General features: G+C 54.5%; 21 protein-coding genes. 15 read left to right on the plus strand and 6 right to left on the minus strand.

The features are described from left to right. From BK665_RS13885 to BK665_RS13925, 8 genes are all read left to right on the plus strand, one after another. Positions 1-465, plus strand: a complete 465-nt coding sequence (locus BK665_RS13885) for a hypothetical protein (protein ID WP_123406360.1) — start codon at positions 1-3, stop codon at positions 463-465. Between the two features lie 361 nt (positions 466-826). Then, positions 827-1,138 carry a hypothetical protein gene (locus tag BK665_RS13890; protein WP_123406362.1) on the plus strand — a complete coding sequence of 104 codons (312 nt, stop codon included), beginning with the start codon at positions 827-829 and terminating at the stop codon, positions 1,136-1,138. Positions 1,139-1,260: 122 nt separating this feature from the next. Next, positions 1,261-1,593, plus strand: a complete 333-nt coding sequence (locus BK665_RS13895; protein ID WP_446033151.1) for a TreTu family toxin — start codon at positions 1,261-1,263, stop codon at positions 1,591-1,593. 8 nt (positions 1,594-1,601) lie between these two features. Beyond that, positions 1,602-1,889, plus strand: coding sequence for a hypothetical protein (locus BK665_RS13900; protein ID WP_123406366.1), 288 nt, complete (start codon positions 1,602-1,604; stop codon positions 1,887-1,889). A gap of 241 nt (positions 1,890-2,130) precedes the next feature. Continuing rightward, positions 2,131-2,463 carry a hypothetical protein gene (locus BK665_RS34285; RefSeq protein ID WP_148053223.1) on the plus strand — a complete coding sequence of 111 codons (333 nt, stop codon included), beginning with the start codon at positions 2,131-2,133 and terminating at the stop codon, positions 2,461-2,463. Then, positions 2,460-3,026, plus strand: coding sequence for a hypothetical protein (locus tag BK665_RS13910; RefSeq protein ID WP_148053224.1), 567 nt, complete (start codon positions 2,460-2,462; stop codon positions 3,024-3,026). Before BK665_RS34285 ends, BK665_RS13910 begins: the two co-directional genes overlap by 4 nt. A gap of 540 nt (positions 3,027-3,566) precedes the next feature. Then, positions 3,567-4,112, plus strand: a complete 546-nt coding sequence (locus BK665_RS13920; protein WP_123406374.1) for an immunity 42 family protein — start codon at positions 3,567-3,569, stop codon at positions 4,110-4,112. Between the two features lie 111 nt (positions 4,113-4,223). After that, a complete protein-coding gene (locus BK665_RS13925) occupies positions 4,224-4,784 on the plus strand; it encodes a hypothetical protein (RefSeq protein WP_123406377.1) in 561 nt (186 codons plus the stop codon). A 60-nt stretch (positions 4,785-4,844) separates the two neighbouring features. Here BK665_RS13925 and BK665_RS13930 read toward each other — a convergent pair whose 3' ends face one another. Continuing rightward, positions 4,845-5,117, minus strand: a complete 273-nt coding sequence (locus tag BK665_RS13930; protein ID WP_123406379.1) for a hypothetical protein — start codon at positions 5,115-5,117, stop codon at positions 4,845-4,847. A 493-nt stretch (positions 5,118-5,610) separates the two neighbouring features. Between BK665_RS13930 and BK665_RS13935 the strand changes: the two genes are divergently transcribed. Further along, positions 5,611-6,516 carry a LysR family transcriptional regulator gene (locus BK665_RS13935; protein ID WP_123406381.1) on the plus strand — a complete coding sequence of 302 codons (906 nt, stop codon included), beginning with the start codon at positions 5,611-5,613 and terminating at the stop codon, positions 6,514-6,516. 107 nt (positions 6,517-6,623) lie between these two features. Here BK665_RS13935 and BK665_RS13945 read toward each other — a convergent pair whose 3' ends face one another. Beyond that, positions 6,624-7,358, minus strand: coding sequence for a DUF899 domain-containing protein (locus tag BK665_RS13945; RefSeq protein ID WP_123406383.1), 735 nt, complete (start codon positions 7,356-7,358; stop codon positions 6,624-6,626). 175 nt (positions 7,359-7,533) lie between these two features. Here BK665_RS13945 and BK665_RS13950 point away from each other — a divergent pair, with 175 nt between their 5' ends. Beyond that, the gene (locus BK665_RS13950) at positions 7,534-7,923 is read left to right on the plus strand and encodes a transcriptional regulator (RefSeq protein ID WP_123406384.1); all 390 of its coding nucleotides are present in this window, start codon (positions 7,534-7,536) and stop codon (positions 7,921-7,923) included. 124 nt (positions 7,924-8,047) lie between these two features. Here BK665_RS13950 and BK665_RS13955 read toward each other — a convergent pair whose 3' ends face one another. The 3 genes from BK665_RS13955 to BK665_RS13965 form a co-directional block, all read right to left on the minus strand. Beyond that, positions 8,048-8,917: a DUF6279 family lipoprotein gene (locus BK665_RS13955; RefSeq protein WP_123406386.1), complete on the minus strand. Its 870-nt coding sequence runs from the start codon at positions 8,915-8,917 to the stop codon at positions 8,048-8,050. 79 nt (positions 8,918-8,996) lie between these two features. After that, positions 8,997-9,716 carry a TorF family putative porin gene (locus tag BK665_RS13960; protein WP_123406388.1) on the minus strand — a complete coding sequence of 240 codons (720 nt, stop codon included), beginning with the start codon at positions 9,714-9,716 and terminating at the stop codon, positions 8,997-8,999. Between the two features lie 207 nt (positions 9,717-9,923). Further along, positions 9,924-10,112, minus strand: a complete 189-nt coding sequence (locus BK665_RS13965) for a PFL_1563 family small protein (RefSeq protein ID WP_017337097.1) — start codon at positions 10,110-10,112, stop codon at positions 9,924-9,926. Positions 10,113-10,463: 351 nt separating this feature from the next. Between BK665_RS13965 and BK665_RS13970 the strand changes: the two genes are divergently transcribed. From BK665_RS13970 to BK665_RS13990, 4 genes are all read left to right on the plus strand, one after another. Next, a complete protein-coding gene (locus BK665_RS13970) occupies positions 10,464-11,300 on the plus strand; it encodes a CvfB family protein (protein WP_123406390.1) in 837 nt (278 codons plus the stop codon). Positions 11,301-11,346: 46 nt separating this feature from the next. Continuing rightward, complete coding sequence (locus BK665_RS13975; protein WP_123406392.1) at positions 11,347-11,739, plus strand: DUF2177 family protein; 393 nt, start codon at positions 11,347-11,349, stop codon at positions 11,737-11,739. 363 nt (positions 11,740-12,102) lie between these two features. Continuing rightward, complete coding sequence (locus tag BK665_RS13980; RefSeq protein ID WP_123406394.1) at positions 12,103-13,545, plus strand: NCS1 family nucleobase:cation symporter-1; 1,443 nt, start codon at positions 12,103-12,105, stop codon at positions 13,543-13,545. Positions 13,546-13,803: 258 nt separating this feature from the next. Further along, positions 13,804-14,736, plus strand: coding sequence for a DMT family transporter (locus tag BK665_RS13990; RefSeq protein WP_123406398.1), 933 nt, complete (start codon positions 13,804-13,806; stop codon positions 14,734-14,736). Here the strand turns inward: BK665_RS13990 and BK665_RS13995 are convergent. Continuing rightward, a complete protein-coding gene (locus BK665_RS13995) occupies positions 14,681-15,859 on the minus strand; it encodes an MFS transporter (protein WP_123406400.1) in 1,179 nt (392 codons plus the stop codon). The genes BK665_RS13990 and BK665_RS13995 overlap by 56 nt on opposite strands. 103 nt (positions 15,860-15,962) lie before the next feature. Here BK665_RS13995 and ptrR point away from each other — a divergent pair, with 103 nt between their 5' ends. After that, positions 15,963-16,856, plus strand: a complete 894-nt coding sequence (ptrR, locus tag BK665_RS14000) for a putrescine utilization regulator PtrR (protein ID WP_123406402.1) — start codon at positions 15,963-15,965, stop codon at positions 16,854-16,856. Positions 16,857-16,979: the final 123 nt, after the last annotated feature.

Here is a 16,979-nt window from a genome sequence, read left to right on the forward strand (position 1 = left end):
ATGTTAAAGGTCGTCAGTGTCAAAGAGCCCTCCTCGACGAGGATTGAGTTTGGTGAGTATGTGCTGCTTAATGTGGAATTTGATAACGAAAGGCTCCCTCCAGCTCCATTTTATTGGAGAACTGGGGATTTTGTCGGCTCATTGGTAGAGGTTGGAATCAATCGAAAAAGTGGCGCCGTGGCAAAGGTTGGGCTTATTGCTTATGGAGAACCAAAATCGCTCTTCAGTGAATCTAAATACTGGGGAGGTGTTTCCATCGCTGGTATTCCGATATTGAATGTTGATGGCTGGCCCATTGATAGATATAAAGACGAGGTTGGTTATTTTACTGTGGAAGAGAGTGAGCTGTGTTTTGTACTGTTGTTTTCACCTGATAATGCCGTTCAGTCTGTGTATGAATCATTTGGTGTTAGATTTGGTGTTAATTCAAACTATGATCTGGTTTGGATTGCTGTAAAAAAGTAATCTGTTAGTGTGAAAAAGGGGGTGGGTTTATTTGTTTGGTCGATGTGCTGGTCAGGAAATGAATCGGTCCCTTTTTTTTGAGACGCTAAAGTCCATTGGGTGACTGAGAAGGCTTATATGGCGTTTTATATAGAGGAAAAGGGGGCGGATTTATTTGTTTGACTTAGGCCAGTCGAAAAATAAATCTGTCCCATTTTTTGGAAGGAAAGCACTTCATTATTGTTGATAGTGTTCAGTCTGTTGATGACGTAAATTACTATATGACACGAGACCTGTATGTCGGGCCAAGAGGTGTTCAGCAAGGGTGGTTAGATGGCGCAATGTCAACAGGCGTTAATGCCGTTGTGATAGGGGAGGGATAATGAATGTCGGTGATATTGTTGAGCTAGAGGGCTGGCTGGTTATTATTGATTATAAGCTTTTCCTCATGCCAGAGAACTATTCAGAAAGTTATGAAGATGGTGAAAAAATTGAGATGTCTAACCCTGAAATAATGTTTTCTGTGATGGATGAAATCCTTCCCTTGGGCGGAGGAAAGAGCTTTATATTTCATAAGTCTAAGGTTTTAGGGGGCTTGATAGAGCTTTCGCCGATGAAGATTAAGCCAACAGCTTTATCTGTAGAGGAGAGAGGGCGTGGTTTTATTTCTATAGATATTGAGGGTGATGTTTAAAAACATAAAGCTCGGTACGAGGATTTCCTAAAGAAGAGACAGAATGTTAAGTCCGGTGACTGGCTAGATTACTTGTAGATGCAAAAAGGAGAAAAGGGGACGAGAAAAGGGGACGGATTTATTTGTTTGATGGGGTTGCAACTACTCGTGTCGGACGGTGGATGTCACCCAACGAGTTATCTCAGATGCAGAATAGTGGTAACGTAGTTCAAGGCAGCGGCGGGCAAACCTTTATTTCTATCAATGGCTCTTTGGATTTCAAGGGGGCGGCGCCGAAAGGTTCTGTTTACGTTGAGTTCGATGTTCCCGCGAATAGTTTGTTACAAGGAGGTAAAGAGGGGTGGTTCAAAATGATCGGTCCTGATGCCATGAGTTCGCAGCAATTTTTGCTTAATAAGCAAGGTGGCGTGCAGCTTCCCGGTGTGAAAAATATACGTATTGTAGATGGTAAGTGAGGCTGGTTATGAACATTAAATATTTTGATGAAAGTATTAAGCCTTTGATGAAAGGATATTCTTTCAAGTATGCAGCGTTTTTAGAAGGCGATTTCGGTGATCTTGAAAGGGTTGAGTTTGAAGGTGATAACAAAGTAGGAGGAGTGGAGTTCTGGTCCAAGGGATGGGTCGGGGCTGATGTTTATGATTGTGTATTGGATGAGCAGATTTTTAATGTTTTGCTTTCTCCTGAAGAATCGGGATTGGCTGAGGGGATGCTCTTTAAGATGTTAGAAAGTCTAGGCTTAAAGATCTAACGCTATTCTGTGTGAATGGGGTTGTAATGTTGGGGGGGTAGATAGCTACTCTCTTGTTTATTTGAAAGAAAAGAAAGAAAAGGGGACGAAAGAAAAGGGGACAGATTTATTTGTTTTGCTTAGGTCAGTCAGAAAATAAATCCGTCCCCTTTTTTCTCTTAGGCTTAAACTTGCAATTGAGGCGGGTATTCCGCGATCCTTGGATCAAGTTTGGGGGGCGTCACTGGATGATCTTGTACAAATGTACAAGATGGATGGTGCGAAAACTATGCCTAAACCTCCTAGTCCAGGTAGCTCAGGAAATGCTCAAGTATTTACGGTGGAAGGGCATCCTTTAATTAAAGAAGTGCAGTTTAGTCCTGCAAGTGATGTGTCCACTCATGGCGGTCAGTATTATAAATTTACCTTTGCGGATGGTACCAAAGTGAAAGTCATTGATCCTCTGAACTACAAGGTACAATATAAAGCTAATCCTGCCGGCGTATTTGAAGCGAACCTTGAAAAAAATACAGTGTTTTATAATGCGGCAGGCCAAGGTCTGACTTATAAAAACGATATGTGGATGCTGAAATGAGTAACTTTAGTTGGAATGCGCCTATAGTTCCTGGTATGACGTTGGCTGGTATCAAGTTAGGCTCTGATCTTGAAGATTTTAAGGCTTTGATCAAGGTGTATTGTGTTGATTTTGTAAGTGGTCTCTACAAGTTTCCAGAGGCGCCGCTGTTTTTGCTTGCAGTTAATGAGCAGCAGGATCGAATATATTTTAAGTTTACTGTTGCTGACGTTGCCCTTACTGGATGGTACAGCCAGTTTCCCGAGTCGAAGCTGGTTTCATCTGAGACAAGAGCATTGGTAGTTGGATTTTTAGATAAAAAAGTATCTAGTGTTTCTGTCTGGATGTTTGATTACTTCGATGTGTTGGGGGATAAAAAACTCACATATTCATATCAAGGCTGTTTGGCGGACGGTACTCGACTGGGTTCGAGAATGGATGTGGCCGCTTCTTTCTATGATCTGGTTTATGATGAGGCGGAAGAGTGGTTTTATGAGAAGTCTGGTGGAGTAATCCTCGGTGGAGGGGGGGGGGACTTGGAGGACTTTGAGGATCAAGAAGTAGCTATGATCATGGTTATTTGAGGAAAAGGGGACGGATTTATTTGTTTGACTTAGGCCAGTCGAAAAATAAATCTGTCCAATTTTTTGGAAGGAAAGCACTTCATTATTGTTGATAGTGTTCAGTCGGTTGATGACATAAATTACTATATGACACGAGACCCGTATGTCGGGCCAAGAGGTGTTCAGCAAGGGTGGTTAGATGGCGCAATGTCAACAGGCGTTAATGCCATTGTGATAGGGAAGGGATAATGAATGTCGGCGATATTGTTGAGCTGAAAGAAAAGGGGACGGATTTATTTGTTTGGCTTAGGTCAGTCGGAAAATAAATCCGTCCCCTTTTTTCCATTTTTTCCCCTAGATTTGTTTGGTACATCGGTTTCAGGTGGAAAAAAACGATACGCAAAGGATGAAGATGGAAACGTCCATCAGTTTACCGATGCGAATGATGGCACTTGGCATTGGGCAGGAAGCACTGGCGACGAGAGAGCACATCTTAATAAGGCGATGTTCCGCAAAGTGTTAAGGATGCGTTAGGAATAAAAGGCAGTTGGAGATAATTAAATGATTTTTGGTGACCCGATAAATTTTGCCATCTTGATGAAATACATTCCTCAGTGGAACCAGAACGGCAGTTACAAAAATGGAATGTTTCACTTTATTATTGATTCAGCAATTTTTCCTGAGGTGGCGGGCGTTGCTACGTTAGGAGGTGATGTTAAATGTGTGAAGTCAGATAACGCCTTGGTTAAGCCAGTTGATGACTCGAAATTGTTTCATATGGATGCCAAGAACGCATTCCTGTTGATGCTGGAAGGTATGTTGCCTGCCAGATTGGGCGTTGAGGTTGATGAAGGTTTTGTTGAAGATTATAGGTTTCACGCCTCATCAAATAATTTGGAAGAGTTTGGGTGTTTTGTTTTTGCTGTGGGTTATAAAAATAAAATACGAATACTAGGGGCTAATCTGAACTGTCTTCGTAGTGAGGGTGATTCGATAGCTGGTCTCGAATTGGTTAAGGTCTCTGAAGTGATAGTTGATAAAGAACAAATCGCAGAGATAATTTCTGATGTGGTTAAGGAGTATGAGTCGGCGCGAGAGATCTGGTGAGTAGTAGCAAGGAAAGATGCAGAGTTATTTGCTGGGTTAAGCGATAGCCAAAAGAAAACTGTCCGTTCTCGTTTTCTACACTCGACGTACACTTAATAAGGACATCAAGACATGAAAAGATCCGCATTAATAGCACTGGCCCTGATCCTCACACTACCCGCCTGCCACTCCAACGTCAGGGACTCCTCTCCCAGCCTGCTGAAAGACGGCATTCAACTGCGCCAAAATTCAGTAGCTGTTGATGCACAGCACGCCAAGGTCATCATGAAAGCGTCGGGCTACACCTTTCCAGTCGAGTTTTCGGTCCGCCGTGCAGCCGATACTGACCAAAGAATGGAAGTGCTGGGGACCGTGGTGGATTCGGGCCAGGGCAAGGTGTTCGGCTGGATTGCCAAACTTAACGAAGTGGCCAACAGCGCCACGGTTAAACGCTTCCCGCAGTTGGAAGTACAGGCCGATGCCGATAAGCCTTTTGAGGTGTCGGGGTATTCGAATGGCAGGGGTGCTGGCGGCAATTATCGTTGCGGTCCATTGAAGAGCACCTTTACGCCAGAACGAAGCAAGGTCTATTTGGTGGAGTTCCAGTTTGTGGGGGAGGGCTGTGAGCAGCATGTTTACGACGTGACCCTGCCTGAGCAGCGTGTTCCCGTGACGAGTGTACCTGCCGCGTAGAAGGGCTTTTCTATTGTTCATGACATAAAACGGGCGACCCAAAGGGCCGCCCGTTTTCATTCACCCCGCAACCTGCGCCCGCAACCGCCGACCAATCACGTCCATCAAATCACAGCCATCACGCAACGGTATGACCAGCAGTTTGGAAAAGTCCGACAGAACCACCGTGTCGCAACCAATCTCGGCGCGATAGGCGATGTTTTCCAACACCTGCGTGACCGTGCGAATACGGTAATCCGCCATGGCTTGCAGCACGTCGAGTGGTGCTTCGGTGTCGATAAGCAGGGAGGCCGGGATCAAGTCAATTCCGGTGAGAGGCATGTATCGATTCATTTGAAGATCTCTGTTTGATTAGCCAATGCCGTCACTCTGTCGTCGCCAAACGAGAGGGTGGCAGCTGTACGCAGGTTGGCGAACCGGTACAGAGAAACCGGCAGATCCGAAGATCTCCCGCGCACAGCCGCCATAAAATAGCAGCTTTGCGGGTGCGTTGGCGCCTGCAATTAAGCTGATAGCCTTCGCATTCTCTGTAATCAGGTCGCCAAACCTGAATCGCCATATGGGCGACGGGCGGACTATAAGCTTCATCGATCGGGCCATGCAAGGCACCAGTTTCCGAGGTTAGCGTAGGAATTTTAGCGACATCGTCACCGAACGCACCATGACCTCCCAGGACAACAACGTCTCTGGCCAGCAACACACCGACTACGCCAACAACTCCGCCCGCATCGAAGCCCCGAGGTCAGATGTCTGTACGAACATTGACGGACGCATTGCTTTGATAATGCGTTAGTATCGGCCCAACTTATTAAGGAACCCATACATAATGCGAGGCAGTGAATACGCCCAGCTTCGGGCCTTTGTCGCGGTGGTCGAGCATGGCAGTTTCGTGCGGGCGGCGGCTCATTTGGGCATGTCGGCGTCAGCGCTGAGCCAGACCATCCGTCAGCTGGAAGAGCGTCTGGATGTGCGCCTGCTCAACCGCACCACCCGCAGCGTGTCGCCCAGCGATGCCGGCGCGCGGCTGCTGCTGCGCCTGCAACCGGCGCTGAACGAGGTGGACGCGGCTCTGGCCGGGGTCACGCAAACGCCGGGTACGCCCAGCGGCCGACTGCGCATCAATGCACCACGGGTGGCGGCGATTCACTACCTGGCGCCGCTGATTGGTCCGTTCCTCAATACGTATCCCGGCGTGAGCCTCGACATCGTGACCGATGAGCGTCTGGTGGACATGGTGGCGGGCGGTTTTGATGTGGGTATTCGGCTTGGTGAAAGCCTCGACCAGGACATGATCGCCGTGGAGTTGAGCGGGCATCTGGAAATGATGGTCGTGGCCTCACCGGCCTACATCGAGCAGTTCGGCACGCCGCATACGCCTCACGATTTGAGCGAGCATCAGTGCCTGTCTTATCGCTGGCCCACCGATGGAAGCCTTTATCGCTGGGAGTTCGAGCGTGCGGGCGAACGCCTTGCGATTTCGGTCAAAGGTCCGCTGGTGGTCACCGAACCGGAGATGCTCACCCGTGTGGCGCTTGAGGGTGCTGGCATTGCGTACCTGTTTGAGCATCAGGTTCGGGAGCACATCAGCGCTGGCCGGTTGGTCCATCTGTTGCAAGACTGGACACCGGCCTTTCCCGGTTTTTACCTTTATTACCCGAGTCAGCGGCAAATGGCCCCGGCGCTGCGGGCGTTTGTGGATTTTGTGAAGAAGCCGATGCCACCAGATTCTTGATCCCGAATGTGGGAGTGGGCTTGCTCGCGAAAGCAGTGTGTCAGATAACAAAAATGTTGAATGTCAGTCCGCTTTCGCGAGCAAGCCCGCTCCCACAGGGGGGGCGTTTATCCTCCGTGGCAGCAACTGGAGGATGCTTTGTCGTCGTATTTGTCGTGGTGCTTCACCCACTCCATGATTTCCTCTTCGTTGCGGCCCTTGGGCGTCAGGTCGAGGTAGTTGTAGGCGCCGACCAGCAGGTCCAGGCCCCGTTCATAGCTGGAGTAGGTGTGGAAGATGTCGCCGGCTTCGTTGCGATAAAACACGCTGAGGCCGGGCATTTCTTCCTCGGTCCAGTCAGATTTTTCGTAGTTGTAGGTAGCCGTTCCGGCCGCGACATCTTCGGCTCGGGCGGAGACGCCAAAGTCGTAGTTGAAATCGCAACCTTCTGACGACACCCAATCGAATTTCCAGCCCATGCGCCGCTTAAAGGCCTGGAATTCGGCGAACGGTGCGTGGGAAACCGCCACCACCGCCACGTCGTGGTGGGCCAGGTGCAGGTTGGCGCCGTCGATGTGGTCGGACAGGAATGAGCAACCGGTGCAGCCTGCGTCCCAGCCTTTGGCGAACATGAAGTGATAGATGATCAACTGGCTGTTGTCGCCGAACAGGTCGGCCAGTTTCAGTTCGCCGTTTAGGCCCTGGAAGTGGTAGTCCTTGTCGATCTTCACCCAAGGCAGGGCGCGGCGTTCGGCGCTGAGTTTGTCGCGTTCTTTGGTGAAGGCTTTTTCGTGGGCCAGGTGTTGCTTGCGGGCGGCGAGCCATTCTTCTCGCGATACGACGGGATGATTCTGAATGTTCATCGGGTTTTCTCCTGCAGGATGCTGGGAGTTGGCTTACACAGCCTAGTCGTTCGGCCTGTGGGAGTTTCGACATACCACCGGTCAGCGCCGTTCAAAAACCCGGCTGAACGGCTGCCCGCGCCGCCGGTCACAACCTATGAAGGCCATCACACACTCTGGCTTGGAGGTTGAAAGGATGACGACTTATAACTGGGATTTGATTGAACGCTTGCTGCACGAAGTGCAGAACGGTGACGTCAGCTATACGCCACGAGCCTATGCCGAGCAGTACGCGGCAGAGAAAGCGACGGAAGGCGAGCCGACTGAAAACCTGGACCATTTGAAAGCGGTGGCCGGCGAGTACGAAAAATTACTACTGGCGCGCGGCTATATAAAGCCACGACCTGAAGAGCAGGGTGGGTCTGGCTCAAACTACATTTTGACCCCGCGGGGCTCGAGTTTATTGAGCCTGATCGACAGCAGCATTCCGGGTAACAACCACCCGCGCCAGGTGCTGGATGAGCAGCAGGATGCGCTGGATGAAGTGACGTTTGATGAAGTGGCGTCGAAGGCGCAGATCGCCTGATAACACCCCATAACCAATGTGGGAGCGGGCTTGCTCGCGAAGGCGTCGTTTCAGTCAGCATGAATATCGACTGACACGACGCCTTCGCGAGCAAGCCCGCTCCCACACTGGATTTGCGTTGGGTCTAACTCTGCTTCGCTGCTTTAAGGCATTTCAAATCATTGAAATCCTTCCTCACCCCATCAATCTTCTTCAACAACCGCTCCCGCTGAGCCGGCGTGCTTTCTGCCATCAAATCCACCAGCAACCCCCGGGCCTGGGCTTCGGTGTTGGCGTAGGCCTGGCGGTAATCCGCTGTCCATAAACTCTCGCGATTGACCAGAAGCGTCTCGATGCGCTGTGGGAATTCTGCACCTTGGCGCTGCGCCACGGCCGCGCTGAATTGCTTCTGCCAATGCACGCGGTTGGCGATCCATTGCTGATTCTGGTCACCCAGGGCGTTCGACCAAGCCATGACGCGTTGCTGCTGCGTCGGGCTGAGCGGTCCGAGCCAGTCATTCAGGCGTTTGCTCATGCGCTCGGCACGGTCCTTGATTTGCTGATCGAGGGACGGCTTGAGGTAGTCCTCCTGGCGTTTGCGTTGGTCCTTGGCGAAGGCATCGTTCATCTCCGCCACTTGCTGGTCATTCAGCCCCTGCAACAATTCGATGGCCGACGGGGTGATTTCCCTGGCGGTCTGGGCGATGGCTTGCTTGGCTTCCTGGGTGCGGGCCTTGAGCGCTTCGTCGGTCACCTGATTGGTTTCAACCATGGCTTGCAGCCGGTCGAGCCAGTCCAGGTAACCCGGCAATTGGGTGGTGCAATGCCAGCTCAGGTGTTCCTTGAGGCGCTCGTTGAACCAGCCTTTTTGCTCGCCGTTCATGTCCAGGTAGTCGCTGAGCGTCCAGGGAATGATCACGTCGAGGTTGCGATAGGCGAGCCCCATGCGACTGCATGCGCCGAGGGCCAGGGTGATGGTGAGGAGGACGGCAAGGCGTTTAAACCAGCGCGACATGGGCGAGTCCTTGCGAATGCGTGGCTGCTTTGAAGGTGTCTCTATGTGAACGCAAGATAAGCCCGGCAGTTCAAGCCGATCAATAGAAGGCGCGTTCGGCCTTGAGCGTCACCAGCCCATCGCACTGTGTGTTGTGCCCGGAGTAGGCGGAGCAGTCGCTGCCGCTGAGGTTGGAGTCGCTGTAGATCAGGTCCAGGTCGACGCCCATGAAGGCTCGGGACAGTTGCAGCGACCAGTCGGTGAAACTGCCAACCATGCCACCGTCGACGGACACCGGGGCGTTGAGCTGGTGGGTGGTGTATTTCATGCTGATCCCAATGCCGAACGGCTGATTACCGCCGAGGTCGGCGAACACCGTGCTGTTCTGCTTATCCGGGTCGTTGCTGAAGGCAGCGCCGAAACGGCTGCCGAGAAAGGTCAGGCCACCGAACAGCTCCTGGCTGTCGAGGGTGTCCACTTTCGGGTAGCTGTAATGGATCATGCCGACTTCGTAGCCGAGGGTTTTATCGAAGGGTTGTTTGAAGCCCATGTAGGAATCGATTTCGAGGTTGGTGCCCGGGTTCAGCCCTGCGCTCGGTGACCATTGGCCGACGTAGAAGCCGCTGTCGTGACTCAGGTCGAGACCGCCGTGGAATGAGCCGGTGCTGGCGGGCTTGACCAGCCCTTGGGCCATGCTGCGGCTGGGGGTGGTGCCGAGTTTGAGGTCGAAGTCGCCCAATTCGCGCTGGAAGATTTGCGCGTTGGCACTTGAGCACGACAGGAGGAGGGCGCCGAGCAATAGATAGGAGGGTTTGAGCATGCGTCACTCCATGACAGCGAGGAAGCAGGAACCGAAATCTGCTGAAACGCTTAATCTAGACGTGTGCAAGCATACCGGCGAATGCGCGGCATTGAGGGCCGTTCGTCGATTTCTGAAATATTGATGGGTTTTGCGGGGTGTGGCGGGGAGGTTCCAGTCCAAGCGCTTCGAAGTTCAAAGCGCTTAAGGACCAGTTAAAGCAGGGTATTACTTTTTGCCGAGCGTGATTTGCTTCGACGGGCCGAATGTCTGGCCGCTGACGCCTTTGGCAATTTGCTGGATCTCGCCACCGGACTTGAGGAACGCAGCAATCTGGTTGTTGATCGATTCGCTGGTTTCAACGGCTGGAGCTGGCTTTGCTTTGCTGTTGGATGCTTTTACACGCATGGCGGCCATTAACCTGTAGAAAATTAACTTGGCCAGGCATCGTACAGGAAATACTTGACAATTGCTTGGTAAATATCCCCTGAAATAAACGAGGCCACTACTCGATAATTCACAAGTTATTGTTCGAATTATCCGGCTAAGCTGCTGTTTTAAATAAGAACATAGGTGGGTGAAAAGTCCGTTTTGCGACGCCGGATGCTGGCCAGGGCTGGCGAAACGGTCAGACGAGCGGCGAGAAACCTGTCGGCCAGCCCAGGAAAATTAAGGCCGCCGGAGGATTTTCTTGCTCCACCGGGCTGGCTGGCGAACGCGGCTCGCAAAACCGGGTAGAATGCCGCCCACGCAATGAGGGTATTGGAAATGGCTTTAGTCGGGCGCTACAACAGTTTGCAAGTGGTTAAACACACTAACTTCGGTTTATATCTGGACGGTGGCGCGGATGGTGAAATCCTTCTGCCGAATCGTTATATCCCTAAAGATATTCCCAGCGAAGATGAAGATTGGCTCAACGTTTTTGTTTATCTGGACAGCGATGACAAACTCATCGCAACTACCGAAACGCCGAAAGTTCAGGTCGGTGAGTTCGCCAGTTTGAAAGTCGTTGAAGTCAACAGCATCGGCGTGTTCCTGGATTGGGGTCTGCCGAAGGATCTGTTGCTGCCGTACTCCGAAGAAAAACGCCAGATGACCGCCGGCGAGTATGTGGTGGTGCACGTCTACCTCGACAAGCACACCCGCCGCATCACCGCCACGGCGCGTCTGGACCGTTACCTGGACAAAACCCCGTCCAACTACACCCCGGGCCAGGAAGTTGATTTGCTGGTGGCCGAAGCGACCGACATGGGCTTCAAGGCGATCATCAACAACAAGCACTGGGGCTTGATCCACAAGAACGAAATCTTCAAGTTCATGCGCGCCGGTAAAGAAGAGAAGGGCTTTATCAAAGAAGTCCGTACCGACGGCAAGATCAGCCTGAGCCTGCAACCGGTCGGTGAAGAAGCCGCCACCAGCCTGAATTCGAAGATCCTCGCCAAGTTGCGTGATAACAACGGCACCCTGCCGATCAGCGACAAGAGCGATCCGACTCTGATCAGCAGCATGTTCGGCGTCAGCAAAGGCAACTTCAAGAAGGCCATCGGCGCGTTGTACAAGAACGGTCAGATCGTCATTCATGCTGATCGCATTGAACTAAGCTGACCACGCGCCGGCCCCATGTAGGTCGATGACATGGGGTTGGACTGCAATGAAAAAAGCTCTGTTTGCCTACGCCGGCACCTTGCTGGCGTTTCTGGTGCTCGACGGCCTGTGGCTCGGCGTGTTGATGGCGCCGACCTACCGCGCACTGCTCGGTTCCCTGATGCTCGATCAACCGCTGCTGGCCCCGGCAGCGGTGTTCTATCTCCTTTATGTCTTCGGTTGTGTGGTGTTCGTGGTGTTGCCGGCACTGAGCTGGCGACGGGCTGCGTGGCTGGGGGCGTTGTTGGGGTTGGTGGCTTACGGGACGTATGACCTGAGCAACTGGGCGACGTTGAAAGGGTGGTCGGCGGAGTTGGCGGTGATGGATATGGTGTGGGGCATGTTTGCGACCAGTGTGGCTTGCACTGTTGGGCATTGGGTTATGCGTAGGGTGCGGTGAGTTGAGTTGTCTGTGATGACGCCTTCGCGAGCAAGCCCGCTCCCACAGGGGATTTGTGGGGGATGAAGATCTTCGGCAAACGCAAATTCCTGTGGGAGCGGGCTTGCTCGCGAATTGACTGCGCAGCAGTCACCCAATCCAGTTGTATACAGAAAGCCCTGCACTGTTTGCAGGCGCAGATGCCCTGTTCGTGGGCAATTTCCCTCTCGTAATGACTTCAGCGCTCAGGCCTGTTCGCGGCTGAAGGTCCGATCTGCCACACCTTTTCCCCGCATGGCACGCATTCTGCGTAGCAACTCGTATACAAACGATGCCGGCTCCCGTACGCAGTGTGAGGGGCCGGTACTGACGAGGAGCCCCGCGATGACCGAGCAAGTGCCCAACGGCTACAGCCCCCGCCTGTATAACCAGGACCTGGGGCCGCTGCCGCAGAAATGGAATTGGTACAACATCTTCGCTTTCTGGATGAGCGACGTGCACAGCGTCGGCGGTTATGTGTTCGCCGCCAGTCTATTCGCCCTCGGTCTGGCGAGTTGGCAGGTGTTGATCGCCTTGCTCGGTGGGATCTGCATTGTGCAGTTGATCGCCAACCTGGTCGCCAAACCGAGCCAGCAAGCGGCGGTGCCGTACCCGGTGATCTGCCGATTGGCGTTCGGGGTGTTCGGGGCGAATATTCCTGCGGTCATTCGCGGCCTTATCGCGGTGGCCTGGTACGGAATTCAGACGTACCTGGCGTCGAGTGCGCTGATCATCGTGGTGTTGCGGTTTTTTCCTACGGTGGCGGCCTACGCCGAACCGCACTTTGCCGGTTTGTCCTACTTGGGATGGTTCGGTTTCCTCAGCCTGTGGTTCGTTCAGGCGCTGGTGTTCTGGACGGGCATGGAGTCGATCCGCCGCTTTATCGATTGGGCCGGCCCCGTGGTCTACGGCGTGATGTTCATGCTCGCGGGCTGGATCGTCTGGCAGGCCGGCTGGAGCAACATCAGCTTCACCCTCGCGGAAAAATCGCTGTCCGGTTGGGAAGCTTTCGGACAAGTGATCGTCGCGACGGCGCTAGTGGTGTCGTACTTTTCCGGGCCGACCTTGAATTTCGGCGATTTCAGTCGCTACTGCCGGAGCATGGCGGACGTGCGTCGCGGAAACTTCTGGGGCCTGCCGGTAAATTTTCTGGCGTTCTCCCTGGTGACCGTGGTGATCGTCTCCGGCACTTTGCCGGTGTTCGGTGAAATGCTCCACGACCCGATTGCCACCGTGGCCCGCATCGACAACAGCGTGGCGGTGCTGCTCGGTGCCTTCGCCTTTGTCACCGCGACCATCGGCATCAACATCGTCGCCAACTTCGTGTCCCCGGCGTTCGACTTCGCCAACGTCGCCCCCAGCAAAATCAGCTGGCGTGCCGGCGGTATGATCGCGGCGGTGGCGTCGATCTTCATCACCCCGTGGAACCTGTTCAACAACCCCGAAGTGATTCATTACACCCTCGACATACTCGCGGCGTTTATCGGTCCGTTGTTCGGGATTTTGCTGGTGGATTACTACCTGATCAAAAAGCAGCAGATCGATGTGGATGCGCTGTTCAATGACGGGCCGAGCGGGAAGTATTACTACAGCGGCGGGGTCAACTGGACGGCGGTCAAGGCGTTGATTCCTGCAACGCTGATGGGCGTGGCGATCACCTTCACCCCGGTGCTGCAACCGATGGCCAATTTCGCCTGGTTCACCGGTTGTTTCCTTGGTGGCGCGATTTACTTTGTTTTGGCCTGGCGTGAGCAAGCTCATCAATCGGCAGTGGCCGCCACCGCCTGATATCGCATTCCTACTGTGGGAGCGGGCTTGCTCGCGAAGACGGTGTGTCAGGCAACAGCTATATCGACTGACGCACCGCTTTCGCGAGCAAGCCCGCTCCCACAGGGATTTATCTTTAACCGGCGTATCTCTGGCAGGCGGCATTTTCTGGCCAACTGGTTAATAATCGACAGCATAATTTTTCGCCCCGGCCTTGAGCCGGGGCTTTGCTTTTTACTGTCGAGTCCCTGCCATGGATTGTGTTGTCGAGGTGTTCCGGTGAGCGCCACCCGGCGTAGCGCCGATGGGTTTGCCCTGCAAGTGATGCTGGGGCTGTGCCTGATCTGGGGTGTTCAGCAAGTCATGATCAAGTGGGCGGCGCCGGATATTGCGCCGGTCATGCAAGCCGCCGGGCGGTCGGGTATTTCTGCGTTGCTTGTAGGACTTCTCATCTGCTGGAAGGGTGGTTGGGATCAGGTCAGTCATACGTGGCGCGGTGGACTACTCGCCGGTGCGCTGTTTGGCCTGGAGTTCTTCTTCATTTCCGAAGGTTTGCAACTGACCACCGCAGCGCACATGTCAGTGTTCCTCTACACCGCGCCGATCTTCACCGCACTGGGCGTGCATTGGCTGTTGCCCAGTGAGCGTTTAAGGCCGGTGCAATGGCTGGGGATTTTTCTCGCGTTTGTCGGGATCGCTATCGCGTTTGCCGGCGGTGTGTCCTGGGATAACCTCGACCATCGCATGTTGATGGGCGATGCGTTGGGCGTACTGGCCGGCGCCTCGTGGGGTGCGACGACAGTGGTGGTGCGCGCCTCGCGTCTGTCGGAAGCGCCGGTGACCCTGACGTTGTTCTATCAGTTGATCGTCGGGTTCGTCGGCCTGTTGCTGATCGCGATGCTCAGCGGTCAGGTCACCCACGTCAGCCTGACCACCGTGGCGGTGGCCAGCGTGCTGTTCCAGGGCTTGGTGGTGTCGTTCTTCAGTTACCTGACCTGGTTCTGGTTGTTGCGCCGTTATCTGGCCGCGAATCTGGCGGTGTTTTCGTTCATGACGCCGCTGTTCGGCGTCACCTTCGGCGTGGTGCTGTTGGGTGAAGACCTGAGCCTCAACTTCGTGATCGGCGCGGTGCTGGTGCTGCTTGGCATCACCTTTGTCAGCGCTGAGCAGTGGGTGCGCCGTCGTTTGCGCAAAGCCCTCGGCCAGCCGTGAGCGGGCGCAGCAGCAAGCCGCCGGCGATCAGCAAACCGCTTGCGGCAAATACCAGCGCGGGTTGCAGGCCACCACTGAAATGGCTGCTCAATGCCGCCAGCAATGGCCCGGCAAGCTGACCCACGGCGAAGCACGCGGTCAGCAGCCCGGCGTTGCGTTGGGTGGCGTGGGGCGCCAGTTCCCGGGAGCGTTGCATCACCAATTGCATGCAGGCCAGGAATGGCGTGCCGCACAGGATCACGCCCAGCGCCAGGCCCGGGCCGCTGCCCAGCAAGCAGGCGAAGACCCCGGCGGCTTGCAGCCACAAGGTCGCGATCAGCCAATGGCGCGTGGCATTCGGGGTGTGTCGACGCAAACTCACCAGTAGCACACCGATAGCGGCTGCGAGGCCGAAGCACGGCCAGAACAAGTCCGCCATCCATTGCCCATGGAACTGTGCATTGGCCATTTGCGACAGGAACGTGGCCGGGATGATGTAACCCAAACCGTACAAGGCATAGATCAGCCCTAAACGGCCGATGCCCTGGTTGCCTGAAGAATTAACGGTCGGCGTTGCAACCGATGTCGTGGGTTGTGGCAGGAACGGCAGAATCCCCAGCAACATCACCAGCGCGACGCCCGCATAGATCAGCCACAAAGTCGCCGAACTTTGCCCCAACAGGTGTGAGACCAGGGCCAACATCCCCGTCAGAAAAATCCCCAATCCCGGTCCGGCAAAGACCAGCGCCCCCAGTCGTGGCCGACCGGCCGCTGCCGCCAATGGCTGGCTCAATGCAGTGATCATCACCAACACCCAGGCGCTGGCCACACCAGTGCCGAAACGCAGCAGCAAATGGGACCAGAAGCCGTTGGCCCAGAACGATGCCAGGGTCAGCAACACGCAGAGCCACAACCCACCCAACAGGCGCAGGCGTACATGGTGGTGGCGCCGGGCGAACATGGCGTCCACCGCGCCGACGAAGTAGCCAAAGTAGTTGGCCGCCGCAATCAGACCAGCGGCAGTCAGGTCGATCTGACCTTCGCTGAGCAGGTGCGGCAGTTGCGGCGTCAGGGCGAAACGCCCGATGCCCATGGCCATCATCAAGGCGATAAAGCTGGCGGTTAAGCGAATCAGAGGGGACATGGCCTGAATTCCGACAGAGGATCAATGACCGTCAGGCTAGGACTGATTGACTTTCTTTAAAAATGAATAATAGTGAGTAACTTGTTCTGATAAGGAGAAAGGTGTGGAATTCAGCCAATTGCGGATTTTCCAGGCCGTTGCGCAAGAGGGTTCCATCACTCGCGCGGCCGAACGCCTGCACCGGGTGCCGTCGAACCTGTCGACCCGGCTTAAACAACTGGAAGAGCAACTGGGCGTCGAACTTTTCCTGCGCGAGCGTCAGCGTTTGCAACTCTCGCCTGCGGGAAAAGTCCTGCTGGACTACACCGCCAAGCTGTTTGCCCTGCACGACGAAGCCAGCGCGGCGGTGCAGGGTGGGCAACCGGCGGGGGACTTCGTGCTCGGCACCATGTACAGCACGGCCGCCATTCATCTTCCAGGGCTGTTGGCGAACTATCACCGCACGTATCCGGCAGTGAACCTGCAAGTGCAGTCCGGCCCCAGTGGCGAATTGCTGGAAGGTCTGCTTACCGGGCGACTCGATGCGGCGCTGGTGGACGGTCCGCTGGAACTGGCGGGACTCGACGGCGTGCCGCTGTGCGACGAACGGTTGGTGCTGATCAGCGAGGCTGATCACCCGCCGATCCTTAGCGCGCTGGATGTGCAAGGGCGCTCGGTGTTCACCTTTCGCCAGGGTTGTTCCTACCGGATGCGCCTGGAAGCCTGGTTCGCCCATTACCACGCGGCCATGGGCCGGGCGATGGAGATCGAGTCATATCCGGGGATGCTCGCCTGCGTCATCGCCGGCTCTGGGGTGGCGCTGATGTCGGAGTCGATGCTCGCCAGCCTGCCGGGCCGCGAAAGCGTGGCGGTGCACCCGTTGGCCGAGCCGTTTGCCAGCGCCACCACTTGGCTGATGTGGCGCAAAGGCATGCTCGGGGCGAATTTGAACGCTTGGCTGGAGCAACAACAATTGGCTTTCCCAGCGGCGTCCAGCCCTGCCCTGGCGACAGCTTGAACTATTGGTCAGTTATTTGGATCAATTCAGTAACAGATCATTGCGATCTTGGGCGAGCATTGCTTGGCACTTCGGACTATTATCAGTGCGAAGTGGCTACAGAATTGCGCCACTCGGCACTAC

This window comes from Pseudomonas frederiksbergensis (genome assembly GCF_003732665.1).
GTDB lineage: Bacteria > Pseudomonadota > Gammaproteobacteria > Pseudomonadales > Pseudomonadaceae > Aquipseudomonas > Aquipseudomonas frederiksbergensis_G.

Coding starts and splice junctions, on each gene's coding strand:
- BK665_RS13885 (WP_123406360.1), top strand. CDS start 1: ATGTTAAAGGTCGTCAGTGTCAAAGAGCCCTCCTCGACGAGGATTGAG.
- BK665_RS13890 (WP_123406362.1), top strand. CDS start 827: ATGAATGTCGGTGATATTGTTGAGCTAGAGGGCTGGCTGGTTATTATT.
- BK665_RS13900 (WP_123406366.1), top strand. CDS start 1,602: ATGAACATTAAATATTTTGATGAAAGTATTAAGCCTTTGATGAAAGGA.
- BK665_RS34285 (WP_148053223.1), top strand. CDS start 2,131: ATGTACAAGATGGATGGTGCGAAAACTATGCCTAAACCTCCTAGTCCA.
- BK665_RS13910 (WP_148053224.1), top strand. CDS start 2,460: ATGAGTAACTTTAGTTGGAATGCGCCTATAGTTCCTGGTATGACGTTG.
- BK665_RS13920 (WP_123406374.1), top strand. CDS start 3,567: ATGATTTTTGGTGACCCGATAAATTTTGCCATCTTGATGAAATACATT.
- BK665_RS13925 (WP_123406377.1), top strand. CDS start 4,224: ATGAAAAGATCCGCATTAATAGCACTGGCCCTGATCCTCACACTACCC.
- BK665_RS13930 (WP_123406379.1), bottom strand. CDS start 5,117: ATGAATCGATACATGCCTCTCACCGGAATTGACTTGATCCCGGCCTCC.
- BK665_RS13935 (WP_123406381.1), top strand. CDS start 5,611: ATGCGAGGCAGTGAATACGCCCAGCTTCGGGCCTTTGTCGCGGTGGTC.
- BK665_RS13945 (WP_123406383.1), bottom strand. CDS start 7,358: ATGAACATTCAGAATCATCCCGTCGTATCGCGAGAAGAATGGCTCGCC.
- BK665_RS13950 (WP_123406384.1), top strand. CDS start 7,534: ATGACGACTTATAACTGGGATTTGATTGAACGCTTGCTGCACGAAGTG.
- BK665_RS13955 (WP_123406386.1), bottom strand. CDS start 8,917: ATGTCGCGCTGGTTTAAACGCCTTGCCGTCCTCCTCACCATCACCCTG.
- BK665_RS13960 (WP_123406388.1), bottom strand. CDS start 9,716: ATGCTCAAACCCTCCTATCTATTGCTCGGCGCCCTCCTCCTGTCGTGC.
- BK665_RS13965 (WP_017337097.1), bottom strand. CDS start 10,112: ATGGCCGCCATGCGTGTAAAAGCATCCAACAGCAAAGCAAAGCCAGCT.
- BK665_RS13970 (WP_123406390.1), top strand. CDS start 10,464: ATGGCTTTAGTCGGGCGCTACAACAGTTTGCAAGTGGTTAAACACACT.
- BK665_RS13975 (WP_123406392.1), top strand. CDS start 11,347: ATGAAAAAAGCTCTGTTTGCCTACGCCGGCACCTTGCTGGCGTTTCTG.
- BK665_RS13980 (WP_123406394.1), top strand. CDS start 12,103: ATGACCGAGCAAGTGCCCAACGGCTACAGCCCCCGCCTGTATAACCAG.
- BK665_RS13995 (WP_123406400.1), bottom strand. CDS start 15,859: ATGTCCCCTCTGATTCGCTTAACCGCCAGCTTTATCGCCTTGATGATG.